The organism is Burkholderia sp. MSMB2157WGS (assembly GCF_001532755.1).
GTDB lineage: Bacteria > Pseudomonadota > Gammaproteobacteria > Burkholderiales > Burkholderiaceae > Burkholderia.
Genome location: NZ_LPJG01000009.1, coordinates 12,666 through 26,252 on the forward strand (window position 1 = coordinate 12,666; position 13,587 = coordinate 26,252).

At 61.9% G+C, this 13,587-nt stretch carries 11 protein-coding genes and 1 pseudogene; 5 read left to right on the plus strand and 7 right to left on the minus strand.

Annotation, left to right across the window (positions count from 1 at the left end):
- Positions 1-1,090 precede the first annotated feature (1,090 nt).
- Entirely contained in the window at positions 1,091-2,407 is a 1,317-nt protein-coding gene (locus WT53_RS03375) for a replication initiation protein (protein WP_034208836.1), read from the plus strand.
- Between the two features lie 93 nt (positions 2,408-2,500).
- On the opposite strand, the gene WT53_RS03380 is transcribed toward WT53_RS03375, so the two are convergent.
- From WT53_RS03380 to WT53_RS03395, 4 genes are all read right to left on the minus strand, one after another.
- A complete protein-coding gene (locus tag WT53_RS03380) occupies positions 2,501-3,532 on the minus strand; it encodes a ParB/RepB/Spo0J family partition protein (RefSeq protein WP_034208837.1) in 1,032 nt (343 codons plus the stop codon).
- Positions 3,525-4,220 (minus strand): ParA family protein, encoded by a 696-nt coding sequence (locus WT53_RS03385; RefSeq protein ID WP_006497839.1) that lies wholly within the window; start codon positions 4,218-4,220, stop codon positions 3,525-3,527. The genes WT53_RS03380 and WT53_RS03385 overlap by 8 nt, the downstream gene beginning before the upstream one ends.
- Before the next feature lie 1,567 nt (positions 4,221-5,787).
- Positions 5,788-6,804 carry an AraC family transcriptional regulator gene (locus tag WT53_RS03390; RefSeq protein ID WP_034208838.1) on the minus strand — a complete coding sequence of 339 codons (1,017 nt, stop codon included), beginning with the start codon at positions 6,802-6,804 and terminating at the stop codon, positions 5,788-5,790.
- Positions 6,805-6,928: 124 nt separating this feature from the next.
- Positions 6,929-8,053 carry an MBL fold metallo-hydrolase gene (locus WT53_RS03395; RefSeq protein WP_034208839.1) on the minus strand — a complete coding sequence of 375 codons (1,125 nt, stop codon included), beginning with the start codon at positions 8,051-8,053 and terminating at the stop codon, positions 6,929-6,931.
- Positions 8,054-8,136: 83 nt separating this feature from the next.
- Here WT53_RS03395 and WT53_RS03400 point away from each other — a divergent pair, with 83 nt between their 5' ends.
- Together WT53_RS03400 and WT53_RS03405 are read left to right on the plus strand one after the other, a co-directional pair.
- Complete coding sequence (locus WT53_RS03400) at positions 8,137-8,751, plus strand: TetR/AcrR family transcriptional regulator (RefSeq protein ID WP_060258504.1); 615 nt, start codon at positions 8,137-8,139, stop codon at positions 8,749-8,751.
- 212 nt (positions 8,752-8,963) lie between these two features.
- A complete protein-coding gene (locus WT53_RS03405; RefSeq protein ID WP_027786281.1) occupies positions 8,964-9,455 on the plus strand; it encodes a flavodoxin family protein in 492 nt (163 codons plus the stop codon).
- 108 nt (positions 9,456-9,563) lie between these two features.
- On the opposite strand, the gene WT53_RS03410 is transcribed toward WT53_RS03405, so the two are convergent.
- A complete protein-coding gene (locus tag WT53_RS03410) occupies positions 9,564-10,148 on the minus strand; it encodes a DUF2889 domain-containing protein (RefSeq protein WP_034208841.1) in 585 nt (194 codons plus the stop codon).
- A gap of 644 nt (positions 10,149-10,792) precedes the next feature.
- Here WT53_RS03410 and WT53_RS03415 point away from each other — a divergent pair.
- A complete protein-coding gene (locus WT53_RS03415; RefSeq protein WP_034208842.1) occupies positions 10,793-11,464 on the plus strand; it encodes a ProQ/FinO family protein in 672 nt (223 codons plus the stop codon).
- A gap of 255 nt (positions 11,465-11,719) precedes the next feature.
- Positions 11,720-12,016, plus strand: a pseudogene (locus tag WT53_RS34030) (EamA family transporter); the annotation flags it as partial.
- Between the two features lie 343 nt (positions 12,017-12,359).
- Here WT53_RS34030 and WT53_RS03425 read toward each other — a convergent pair.
- Together WT53_RS03425 and WT53_RS03430 are read right to left on the minus strand one after the other, a co-directional pair.
- Positions 12,360-12,947 carry a nitrogen fixation protein NifQ gene (locus WT53_RS03425; RefSeq protein ID WP_034208844.1) on the minus strand — a complete coding sequence of 196 codons (588 nt, stop codon included), beginning with the start codon at positions 12,945-12,947 and terminating at the stop codon, positions 12,360-12,362.
- A 75-nt stretch (positions 12,948-13,022) separates the two neighbouring features.
- Positions 13,023-13,448, minus strand: coding sequence for a molybdopterin-binding protein (locus WT53_RS03430; protein WP_034208845.1), 426 nt, complete (start codon positions 13,446-13,448; stop codon positions 13,023-13,025).
- Positions 13,449-13,587: the final 139 nt, after the last annotated feature.

Below are 13,587 nucleotides of genomic sequence, written 5' to 3' on the forward strand. Positions count from 1 at the left end.
GAGCTTGTGAGTGGGCACTCACCTCTCGGGGATGCCTTGTCAGGCAAGGCGTTCTCCAAGAACAGGGCTTCAAATAGAGGCAAGTCAGCCTGAGGCGGCCGGGCTGGGCGGCTGGTGTCCCACAGACGGCTCCCATTGGTAGCGGTTTATGGGGTTCGTCTTTCTGTGCAAGCACACGTGTGTTTACATCTTTGGTAAACCACGTTTACTTCTTTAACTACTTTTAGACGGCTCACATCCTTGTCTGGTAAGGGTTTGAGCGGTGTTCGGTACCCATTTATGGGAGCACAGGTGGCAGGGTGTGGGGTTTCAGGTCTGTGGATTTGGGGTTTGGGGTACCAGGTTGTGGGGAATCAGGGTTGTGGATATGGGGCGAACGTATCCGGTTATGGGAAATCGACCGTAAATCGAGCTGGGTAGCCATCTATGGGAACACACGAAGGTAGCCTTTTCTGGGATGCATTTCTCGATCGGTAGTCCGATGTCTCCACAGCGATTTTCGTCAGGTAGCTCGTTATGGGAGATCTCGAAGGTACCCATTCATGGGATACGTTCTCAATCCGTTCGCTGCCTTTTGCTCGATGGCCCCGTGAAGCATTCCCATAGACAGGACCAGGACCGCAGACAGGTTACCTTTTATGGGAAAAATGAATGGTTGCCGTTTATGGGAGCGATTTCTACCGTCGGGATAGAAAGCAATACCGTCGACGGTAGTGACAGGTACCCTCCTATGGGAATCGATGAAGGTAGCAAGTTATGGGAGAAACCGCGGTCATGTTGCGGGGCATCACGCATCCACCCGGCGCTATCGATTTCGCCCATTTGCCCCCATGGACGGGTACCTTTGCGGTGGCAAATCTTGTGCCGGGTTTCTCCGGCCACCCGGGAAAGGTAGCGACTTTTGGGAGGCTTTTTGATCGAAAGGTAGACGGATATGGGGTCCCGCACAAACAGAACAATATCAATTTTCCCTTCTGTATCAGTCGGTTAGGCGAGATATTGAAAGTGATGCTGGAATAAGGGCGTTGCTCCGCGGCACGAAAAGGTATAAAGTCCGATTTCAATAAGGCAACCTTACCCGGACACCACGATGCCGCGCAAGCCCGCAAGCAAAGGCTCAGATAAACAGGTTTCGCTGTTTCAGACACCCGAGCCTCCCGACTTGCTGCGCAAGGCGGTCCAGGCGATTCATATCGCGCCGAAGTCGGGAAAGATCGGTCTGCAGCAGCGCAAGATGTTCAGCTCGTTGATCAAGAACGCGCTTCGGCAGGAGGCGTTCGAACCGGGTCGGACGAGCTTCTCGATCTCGATCGCGTCGCTGTCGCATGAGAGCGGATTGAACAGCAACAACACGAAGTACGTGAAGGACACGGTCAACTCGTTGATCAGTACCGTCGTCAACTGGGACTACCTGGCCGCGGACCGTTCGACGGTCTGGAAAGCGTCGGGCCTGCTTGCCGGCGCGGAACTCGAGCAATCGGTGCTGAAGTACAGCTTCTCCGACCAGATCCGCAGCGAGCTGCTCAATCCCGAAATCTACGCGTTGATCGATATGCGAATCGCTCGCGAGTTCCGGCGGTCGCACTCGCTCGCGCTGTGGGAAAACACCGTGCGCTACGAAGGGATCGGCATCACCGCGAAGATTCCGCTGCCGAAATTCCGCGACCTCATTCTCGGCCAGGACAAAGCATCGCAGTCGTACAAGGAATACAAGCTGTTCAAGAGCAAGGTCCTGGTGCCGTGCATCCAGGAGGTGAACGAAGTATCGGACCACACGCTCGAGCTGATCGAACACAAATCCGGCCGCAGCGTGGAAGCGGTGCAGTTCAAGGTGACACGCAAGGAGAGCACCGATACGGTCGAAGACGGCGACGTCAAGAACGAAGCGCTGGTCGACGAGGTCGCGAAGTTCGGTATTCCGCGCTCGGAAGCGCGCCGGCTGATCACGCAATACGGCGTGCAGCGCATCAAGGCGGCGATCGCCTATACGCTCAATCGGACTACGAAGAAGAATGCGGCGCCCGTCGACAACGTGGCCGCGTATTTCCGCAAGGCCTTGACGCACGGTTACACGCTGGCTGACGGGCAGGGAACCGAAACGGTTGCGCCGGCGAAGGAATCCGCGCAGAGCAAGCAGGAACAGATTCGCGACAAGTATCTTGCGGCGAAGGTCGAGGAAGCCGGCGCGTATTTCCGCGAACTGGAGATCGACGACCAGACCAAGCTGATCGAGCGTTACAACGAGACGGTGGCGGGTTCGAAGGACTTGACGTTGTCGCCGAAAAAGAAGGCGAGCAAGCTGGCGCAGACCAGCTTCTTCCGATGGCTGGCGCTCGACACCTGGGGGGAGCCGACCTCGGACGACCTGCTGGAATTCCTGCTCAAAAGCAGCCTCGCAGGCAACTGAGCGAGGCCTCGCTGTCGTGCACCGTGTGCCGGACCGTCGTGCGGTTCGGCTTCGCGGCGCCGCGCGGAGGCGAGGCCTTGTGCCGGTGGCGCGTTACTTCGACGTGGCCGTTGCCAGATCGGCGACGTACGCGTCGATGACGGTCTTGAGCTTGTCGGCAAGCGCTTCCTGGTGGGATGCGTCGACTCCCTTGAGTTGCAGGTCCAGACGCCCGTCCGGATAAGTCTTCAACTGGCCGATCGCGCGCGATTCGAGCGCGAAGTCATGGCGAACGCTGTAGCGCGTGCGTCCGGCTTTCTTGGCGCCGTCGCTCTGCGTCCGCAAGAAATTCTCGAGATCGCGGACAGATTTCTTCCGGTCGATCACGGCCGTCAGCAGCCGGTCGGCCGTCGGCTCGCCCAGACGTTCGAAGATCAGCTTCAGGAAGTACGCGGCCTGCAGACCGACCACGTCGCTCGCACTGGCCATCCGCTCCAGCAGCGTGTTCGGCAACGCATTCAGCGACAGCGTCTTGCTGATCGATGCCTTGTCCTTGCCGATTTTCTCCGCCAGCGTGTTCTGGTCGGCAAAGACTTTTTCGTCCAGGAGGCGTTTCCACGCGACCGCATCGTCGAAGATCGTCTGGCGTTCGTGGTCGTGGTTTGCCCGATACGCGATCGTATAGAGCTGCTCGGGCGTGTGATCCGTGCGGAACGTCGCATTGATCGTCTCGTCGCCGTTGATGCTCGTCGCACGCAGCCGGCGTTGCCCGTCGATCACGACGAGCTTGCCGGGAAATTCGGGGAGCCGCGTGACCTTGATCGGCTCGATCTGCCCTTCCCGTTTCAACGTCAGTGCGAGCTCGTGCAGGCTCGATTCCGAGTAGAACACGCGCGGGTTGAACGGGTTCGGGATGCAGTCCCTGACCAGCACCTTCTGCGGCGCGCCCAGATCGGACGTACCGGCGGGCGCGGTTGCTGCCGGAGCACTGGCGGGCGTCGCTTCGACGACGGCAGCCGATGCGGCCGCCGGTTCGGGCAGCCGCGTCTCAAGCGCCGCATTTTCCTGCGCGAGCCCGCGCAACAGGCCGGCTGCCAGATGCAGGTTGCCGGCCGGCTTCTTGTCTTTCGAGGTGTCCTTAGCCATGGGCAGCTCCGGTAGCGCGCGTCGACGCGATGTATTGGGCCATTTCCGTGACCAGCTTTTCGATTTCCGCACGGGCTTCCTTCAGGCCCTTCAGATATCGATTGTGGTGATGGATCGTGGTGCCGAGTGCGAACGTCTGACGATAGACCTCGCGTTGCGCGATCTGGCTATCGAGCAGATGCTCCCCTATTTCTTCAGCTCTTAGAATTTTTAAAATTTCTTCACGCATTTTAGTTTTTCCATTGACGCTATTCAGCATTAATGCGGAAGAAAGTTGAGGATTTCGAACGGCGCGCATTGACTCGATCATGCGGATCATCGCGACGGTGCTGTACAGATCGGCCGGCGACGGCGAAAGTGGCACGAGGCAGAAGTCCGCCACTTCGAGGACGGATGCAATACGCGGATCTTCGAGGTTGCCGGGGCAGTCGACGACGATCACGTCGAAATTTGCGTCCTGCTTCTTGATCTCGCCGCCGATGCCGCGGCCGGCGGGCGCCAGCGACAGGACCGTCATGGGGAGTGTGTTCTCGCCACTCGTGACCCAACGGACAGAAGTGCCTTGGGGGTCGGCATCGATCAGCGCGACCTTGTTGCCGCCGGCTTCGAACGCAGCCGCGATATTGACGGAGATGGTCGTCTTTCCAGTTCCACCTTTTTGATTACTGACGGCGATCTTGAAAGCCATTGAATTTCTCCACGGAGTTTTGCGTAATATATGGAGTTATTCATGAAATGTCCAGAAAAGTACTCGAGATCGCGGACTTTTTATTGATCGTTGTTGTTACGTGACAAATAGGCCAAATGGCCAAGACGCTATTCGTAGGCAATGGCGTGATAAAGGCGCTCGATCATGATTGAGAAAGAACATAAGTTGGAGGAATACAACTTTCTTCGACATTGATAGTGAAAACATTGCACGAGCATTTGGTGCCTCATCGTGCATTGATTTCATCCGCGGCTCGATACGGATCCGAGCCCTTGATGTTGTCGAGAGTGTGAATAGTTGTCACGTGACAAGCCGCTGAACACCGGCTTCCTCCACGGACATACGTCTTGAGGAATCTTCGATGCAATTGCGACTCGAACGGGGAGAAATTGCTTTGTCCCAGTCCTAGTGCGCAGCCCATGACCGCATATGCTTATCCGGCAACGAGATGAGTTGTCACGTGACAAACGCCTCCACCCGCACGCACTCGGCACTACTTCGCGATCCTCAAAGGAGTTGTCGCGGCTGGGCCGATCTTCACTATGCAGCAGGCATATGCTCAGAAAAAGATGTCGTCGATCGCTTTAGGTCCGCCGAGCCCGTCAGTGAATCGGCGAGTTGTCACGTGACAACAGGAGCCGATGTTTGGAAGCTCGCACAGCGGGAGGCAAATATGAAGCGACGCGCAATCGACCTCTGGTTTAGCGAGATCGGGACACGACCGGACGTTTGACTCCTCTATCGTCGCGCGTGCGCTCGCGTGCTGAAACAATACCGGGGGCGATTGTCGTGGCATGCTTCAAACGGGATATCGCAATGGCGATGATGTGTCCCTATTTAGTGAGAGGGAGTGGGCGTTGTCACAGGCGCCGATCAGTAGGGCAGGGGATAGCTTCGTTACAGGCAGTGGTGCTCTGCGCCCGAGGACTGCACAGTGTCGAGATTGCCGCGCATATAGGCTGCAATTGGCGCCGAATCAGTGTGTCAGATCGGCGGGACAACCCAAACGAGCCGGGTCGTGAAACATTCTCTGAAAATCGCAGTCCGCCGGAAATCCTTGTACGGCAATGGCTTGCGCCACATTCTTCATGTTGTTTCACGCAAAATGAGCGCGACGGCGCCTGGAAATGGGGGGCGTATGCTATTTCAGCGCCCCGACGGAGAAAGTTGGTGAGATCGCGTGCGGATTTGTTCTTATCGATACGTGATTTGTGATTTTTGATACATTTCTCGACAGACGCCGCAGAAAGTTGTCGATGTGCCGGAAGGCCGAGGCTCCGCTGAGTCGCGTCGAGCCGCCAATTCGGCGCCACGTGCGCCTATATCTAGCGCCAGTTGTCACGTGACAACGCATATGTTGGCACCCGATTCCTGGAATCTCAGAGCATCGCGAGAAGACGCTCAGGCCGGAGGGGAAGGAATCCGGAGCGCGGCCCGTGCACCGTAATCTTCGAACGACGAGTATGTCCGCTTGACCCCACATGCGAGAAGCCGATCCCAACTTCACGGCCCCGTCCAATGCCGGCACATTTTCCGCCCAGCGCGATCAATAACTCGCCACGATCGATAGCGCGACGTCCGCGCCCCCTCGCAGGCTATCGATATCCCTTCGCGGGGAATTGCCGAACAGCCGGCTATATTCCCGATTGAACTGGGTTGGGCTCGCATACCCGACGCGGAAGGCCGCCGACGCAGCGTCGAGCCGCTCAGCCAGCATCAGCCGACGTGCCTCGTTGAGCCGTATCCATTTCTGATACTGCAACGGACTCATGCCGGTGAGCTGACGGAAGTGGTGATGGAAGGTCGAACTGCTCATCTGAACCTGCGCCGCGAGATCATCGACGCGCAACGACTCGTCATAGTGAGCGCGCAACCATCGGATCGCGCGTGACACGCGATTGCACTGACTGCCGGTGGACGCAATCTGGCGTAGCCGGGCGCCCTGGTCGCTCGTCAGCAGCCGATAGTAAATTTCCCGCTCGACGTACGGTGCGAGAACGGGAATGGCGTTCGGGTCGTCCAGCAGCGCGAGTAACCGGTTCAGCGCGTCGTACAGCGGTTCGGTCATGTCGCCGACGACGAGCCCGCGGCCTGTAGGCGTATCGTCGTGATCCGGTGCGACTTGCATCATCAACTCGGCCATGACGCGGAAATCGAGCTTGAGACCCAGCCCGAGAAACGGTTTATCGGAGCTGGCCTCGATGATCTGCGTCGAACCGGGCAGATCGAGGGACGTGATCAGAAAGCGGTCGGCGTCGTAAATATAGGCGTCTCCGCTCTGCATGACTCGCTTCGCGCCCTGAACGACGAGGCCGAAGCTCGGTTCGACCATGCATTCCATCGGCAGCGTTGGCGCTTCCCTTCGATGAAAGCTCAGGTTGGGAATGGCCGTGTCGAGGTGATCGACGCCTTCGGTCCATTTCGCGACGCGTTCCGCGAGCATCTGTCGCAGCTCGTTCTCGCGGCTGCGGCGGGTCGAACGGTGGCCTGCGTGATCGAATGTCGCGATGCCGACATCATCGTCTCGTTGGCCGGGTATGTATCGGACGGGTACCGGATGCATGCCTTCTCTACTCGGGTAATCGGATCGACAGACAGCCCGCCGACGTGCGGCGAAGCCGGCAACGCGTGCGCCACCCGGAATCGCGGCGCCGCCATCTACTCGGGAGGCACGTGCAGCGGGCGGGCTACTTCGTTGCCTGCGATGCGCAAAGCTGCCAGCGTCGCGATTTCGTCGCCGGCGCTGCCGCGCGCTCGTCGACCGTGCGCCACCAGCGCTCACCACGATGCGGTGCGCCGAGATCGACGCGTTCGCCCATCCTCGGTGTCGACAGCTCGATGCCGCGCACGAGCGCCAACGCCGTCACACGCTCGAACGGCTCTTGCCAGCGATGCATGGCGAGATCGAACGTGCCGTTGTGGATCGGGATCAGCCAGCGTCCGCGCAAATCGATGTGCGCCTGCACGGTTTCTTCCGGCTGCATGTGCACGTACGGCCATTGCGCATCATAGGCGCCTGTTTCGATCAGCGTGACGTCGAATGGCCCGAGGCGTTCGCCGATCTCCCGGAAGCCGTCGAAATAACCCGTATCGCCGCTGAAGAACAGACGCAGGTCGTCGTCGACGATCACCCACGACGCCCACAGCGTACTGTTGCCGTCGAACAGGCTACGGCCCGAGAAGTGCTGCGCCGGCGTCGCCGTCAGCGTCAGCCCGGCCACGTCCATGCTTTGCCACCAGTCGAGCTGGCGGACCTTGTTCGCGTCGATACCCCATTCGATCAGCCGATCGCCGACGCCCAGCGTCGTCACGAACACGCCCGTGGTGGCGGCGAGCGCGAGCACCGTGTCGCGGTCGAGGTGATCGTAATGATCGTGCGACAGGATCACGCCACGCAGCGGCGGAAGATCTTCCAACGCGATCGGCGGCGCATGAAAGCGCTTGGGGCCGATGCGCCGAAACGGCGACGCGCGCTCGGCAAAGACCGGATCGGTCAGCCAGAATTCGCCGCGCAATTTCAGCAACAGCGTCGAATGGCCGAGCCGGTACAGGCTGCAATCGGGCGCCGCGTCGAGTTCCGCGCGGGTCAGCGAATCGACGGGCAACGCACCGGCGGGCACGGTATGACGCGGCTTGTTGATCAGCATGTTCCATGCGATTCTCAACGTCTTCCCCAATCCTTCCGCGGGTCGCGGGGCGACATTGGCAAAGCGCTCGCCATTGTGCTGCGGCGAACTGCCGGACAGCGTCCGGCCACGTCGGGCTGCCGCGAACCCCAGGATGCGGTGAATCATAACGAGAGGCGATGCCATGTCGGTTCATCCGGAGAACAAAGTACACTAAACAGTGTAGTTTATTTTTGGGATAAGTAAACTGCCCAGTGTAAAATTTCCGAATGGACAACAGCACTCCCCCTCAGCGTCTGACCGACCGAAAGCGCGCGGCCATCGTCGACGCGGCGATCGAGGAATTTCTTGCAGCGGGCTATGATGCGACGAGCATGGATCGCATCGCTGCGCGCGCGGACGTGTCGAAGCGCACCGTCTACAACCACTTCCCGGGCAAGGAGACGCTGTTCGCCGCGATCCTGAACAAGCTGTGGGATGCGACGCGGACCGGCAACTCGCCGACCTATCGCGCCGACGTGCCGCTGCGCGAGCAACTGCTCGCGCTGCTCGACCGCAAATTGCGGTTGATGAACGACGAGGCGTTCATCGCGCTGGCGCGTGTCGCGATCGGCGCGGCCATCCATTCGCCGGAGCGGGCGCGCGACATGGTCGAACGCCTCGGCGAGCGCGAGGAAGACGTCACGACCTGGGTGCGTGCGGCTGCGGCCGCCGGTCGTCTGTCGGTCGCCGATCCGGTGTTCGCCGCGCATCAACTGCATGGGGCCGTGAAGGCATTCGCGTTCTGGCCGCAGATCACGATGGGCCAGCCGCCGTTGACGGCGCAGGAACAGCAGAAAGTGGCGGAATCGGCCGCCGACATGTTCCTCGCGTACTACGCGTGACCGGACGACGGCACAGCATCGCATCGCATGCAGGACTGAATGCGCGGCCGGAAGCATCCGCAAGCGCGGGCCAACCGAAATCGTTGCAATGCGCGAAACCGGCCGATCCGGGGAAGACGCCCGAAAAATGGCGCCCACCCGTGCCGACCGGCCATCGGGCCAAACTCGACGATACCGTCGGCGCATCCGAAGCCGATTGCGAGCAACTATCCATGAAGACGCTGTTGATCGTCTATCACACGATGACCGGAGGCACGCAGCAGATGGCCGAAGCGGCTGCCGGCGCGGCTCGCGAGCAGCCCGGCGTCGACGTCAGGCTGCAGCGCGCGGACGCGACGAGCGCGGACGACGTGCTGGCCGCCGACGCATACCTGTTCGCGACGCCGGAGAATCTTGCGGCGATGTCGGGGCTGATGAAGGATTTCTTCGATCGCTGCTACTACGCGGCGCTCGATCGCGTGAACGGCCGTCCGTATGCGGCGATGATCTGCGCGGGAAGCGACGGACAGAATGCATTGCGCCAGATCGACCGGATCGCGACCGGATGGCGGCTGAAGAACGTCGCGCCCGGCCTGATCGTCTGCACGCATGCACAGACGCCGGAGCGGATTCTCGCGACGAAGACGATCGACCGCGACGCGCTCGCGCGTTGCGCCGAACTGGGTGCAGGGCTTGCCGCCGGGCTGGCGCTAGGTGTTTTCTGATGACGGCTGCGGCGGCGCCGCTGCGCCGAATCGACGAAGGCAGGCTCTGCGGCCGTTCGCTCGATGCCATTCATTCCGCAAACGCCGAACCGGCCGAATGCCGGCGCGCTAGCTGCCCTTTGCCGTCGCCGGAGGCTGGTGATATTCGGGCCAAAGACTTTTCACGAGATCGCGCGATGCGCCGTATGCGTAGCAACTGTCGATCTTGAGCGGCTTGCCGTCGCCGTCGCGGTAATCGAGCGACGATCGCCGCATGCCGACCATCGTTTGATAGGCCGTCGTGGCGATCGGGCCGAGCAATTCCTTCAGGTGCGTGCACGTATCGCAGGACGGCAGGCGTTTGCGAACCTCGCTGTTCCAGCCGGCGCCGATGTTCAATCCGACGAGCGCCTGCAGCGAGTCGCCGCCGCCCGGACACTGCGCATACGGATGCGAACGGATGAACGTGGATACGGCGCGCACGACCATGTCGATGTCGAAGACCAGTGTCACGCCGAGATCGTGGAGCGGCGTCAGCGCGGCGACCGTCCGCGTGCCGCCGGGTGGCGTGAAATCGCTGGTCTTGCGGTCCGCGAGGCAGGCCGTCACTTCGAACAGGCCATCGCTGCGTCGATAGCCGCGCATGTCGATCTGCCGATGGTGAATCTCCTCGCGCGTGACGTCGTCGTGCGGGGTGTCGTCTTGGGAAACCATGCATCCGCTCCATCGTGAGTAACCGGGTCTTTTCGCAGGCAACGGGATCGCGCACGGACGGCCGATCGGGCGCGCGGCGAAAAGCTGCGGCGACATGCTGCCAACGAACTCGATTCGGCCATACTACGCACTTTCCGATATCTTCGTTCGCGGCGAGATCGATGCGGACGCAACGAGTCGGGAACCGATGCCGGCGCAAACGACGGTCGGGCGGGCGTGTTGCGCGACGTCGGGGGCCACGCAACACGTCGCGGATGCGGCACGACACTGTTCGTCGGTAGCCGTGCGGAAGATTGCGGACCGGGTGCGCACACAGCCCCATTTCCGGTAGCGGCCGCGAATGGCGTGACATCCGGAAACGTATCCATATAATGCGCAACACGACCGCGCGGACGCATTTTCGGCGTCGCGGATCGGGTAAATGCAGACCGGCGAGTCAACCGGCCGTCCCGCGTACCGGTATACTTCCAATCCTGTCTTGTCCGGCATCGAGGCCGGGTGCCTGAAAACAGAGTGGCGTGCACGATGCGGCCCCGTAGTATTCCGCACCGGCGGCAGGCCGGCCGCACGCATGGCGGCGACGCTTTCGTGCCCCACGGCACGGCCGCGCGAACCACACCTTATATTCCTGGTGGATTGAATTTATGGGTTTTGAACAACTTGCCGAATTGCGGGCGCAGCTCGCGGCGAAGGCCAAGCAGGAGCGCAACGCGAAGCGGCCGGCTGCGCCGACGGGCGCCGGCGCGAAGCCGAAATCCGGCGACCAGCCGTCCCGCGGCGCCAAGCCGGCTGCCGGCGCGAAGGCGCAGCACCGGGCGAAGCCTGCTTCGGCGAAGCCGTCGGCGCCGGTCGATCCGGTCATCGTCGCAATCGGCAAACTGCAGCGGAAGTTTCCGCGCGCGTTCCCGAAGAATCCGGCCCCCAAAGTGCCGCTCAAGGTCGGCATCTGGGACGACCTCGCACGCGAAGCGCAGGCGGTCGGCCTCAACGAAGCCGAACTGCGCGAAGCAATGTCGACGTGGTGCCGCGGCAACCGCTACTGGTCCTGCCTCGTCGAAGACGCGGTGCGCGTCGACCTGCAGGGCAACGAAGCCGGGCGCGTGACGCACGACGACGCGGCGCGTGCGCGCCGCCTGAAGGCGCGTCGCCCCGGCAAGGGCGCGGCACAATCGGCCAAGGGGGCGCCGCAGCAGCCGAAGGCCGAGCAGCAGGCCGAGGCCGCTGCCGCGCCGCAATCGGCGCCAGCCGAAGCGGAAGCGAAGGTCCAGGCCGACGCCGCGCCGCAAGTGGAACAACAAGCGGCCGGCAACGAGTAATTCGCACGACGCGCGTCGACCCTACGGTGCTTCCCCGCATGCAAGTCGCATGCAGTGCATGACACGACAGACCGACCTGCCTCGACAGAGGCAGGTCGGAACTGCCTCCTCCGCCGTAAAACCTGCCGGTACCTCATCTCCCTTACCTCCCTCGTCGAACAGACAACGCAACCGGACGACTGACGTTCATCGATCGACGTTGGCGCGTGCGACGTTTCGATTGCGAAATAATATGCATCTCTGATTATTCGGCACGTCGCCCCGTTGTTCGGGGTCGTGCTGTCGCTGCTGACCTTGCCCGCGCTGCTACCCGCGACGTGCTGGATCGCGGCCGCGCTGATGGCGTTCGGTATCTGGCTGCATGTGCGCGAACGGCACGAACACACGCATGCGCACGAGCGGCTCGAGCATCGGCATCGGCACGACGACCCTCATCAGCACGCACGCGACTTTCCGAATAACGGCGATGAATCGCACTCGCATTCGCACGTGCATCTGCCGATCACGCACAGCCACGCGCATTTTCCTGACATTCATCACCGGCATCGACAACTGACTGTGTCGTCAGCGATGGACGCTGCGCATTTCAAGGTGACCATTCATGGGAACGCACACAGCCGAACGTAGGTCCCGGCATGCGGATTGCCGTCACGTCGTCGAGGCAGATGCGGGCTTCGCGCACTGGACGCCGCTCGTCGCCGGATCGCGTTGGAGGTGCGGGACCAACTCCGACAACCGGTCTGCGCGTTTGACGAACATCCGGTCGTCGTTGCGCGAATATCGGCGGTCTGCGGGGTTCGCGAAAGCGCAATGTGGCGTCGAAGTCGCATCACGACGGGTCCCGGCTGACGATGCGACGCAACAGACATCGGCACGCACGTCGCCGCGACGACCATCACGCTCGACGAAAACAGAAACCGAAATCCTCGCAACCCGGGCATCCGGGTGCGGGCCCGGGCGGCACGCCGAGCGACGCAGCCACTTCCTGCGCAAGGAACTTCTTCCAGCGCAGATGAGCGACGTTGCGCGCGGCGAGCGCCGGGAAAAATCGCTCGAGCATCGCGGATACGGCATCGCGCCCATCGAGCCCGAGGTCGCGCCACAAATGATCGGGGCGCAGGCATGCATGCGCGACGATCGACGCGAGGCAGTCGGCATCGTCGCGGGCGACGGCAGGATTCGCGTCGGCCATCAGCCGTGCGTGCAGCGTCGCGACGAATGCCGAGTGGGCGGCCGGCAACGGTGGCGGCGCGACCGTCGGCGCGAGCGCGGCGGTATCGATCGATCGCAGATGCGGAAACTGCCGGGCCAGCAGGCCGGCGAACTGGCCGGCGGACAAGCCCAGCAGCGAGAGTTCGTTGCGACCCGCGCGTGCCGCGACGAGTGTACCGAACAACTGCGCGTCGGGCACATCGACGTTGGTCGCCGCCGATTGCAACGACTGCAACACCCGTTCATGCATGCGATCGGCCGAAGCGGTCATCGTCAGTCTCCGGGCAAGAGTCCGTTAGCACTTCTACGCGGCGCACGATGATTCGCCATCGCGTTCGTCACGCGATCATTCGACGCCGACGATCACGCTCGATGCCTTGAAGATCGCAGATGCGGCGGTGCCGCTCGCGAGGCCGAGACGATCGACGCTGTCATTGGTGACGATCGCGACGATCTCCGCACCGCCTGCGGACTTGATCACGACTTCCGAATTGACCGCGCCCTTCGCGACCGACGCGACGGTGCCCGCGACGCAGTTGCGGGCCGACACCTTGCTGCTGTCGACGTCGACCATCACGATCACCGACGACGCCTTGACGAGCGCGAACGCCTTCGTGCCGGCCGCGAGGCCCAGCGACGCGGCGCTGCCGTGGGTGATCACGGCGACGATCTCGAGGCCGTCCTGCGTGCGCAGCGTGACTTCGTCGTTGACGGCACCGGGTTTGACGGCGCCGATCTGGCCGGCGAACTGGTTGCGGGCGCTGGTTCGCATGATGACTCTCCGGGTGGATGCCGCGGCCGGGGCGGCCGCGTGGCAGATGAATGGAAATCCATCGGCCAGTGTACCGTCAAAGCGGGAGCGCAGCGCGTCGCGGCTGTTATCGCGCGAATCAGGAACCCCCACCGTCACG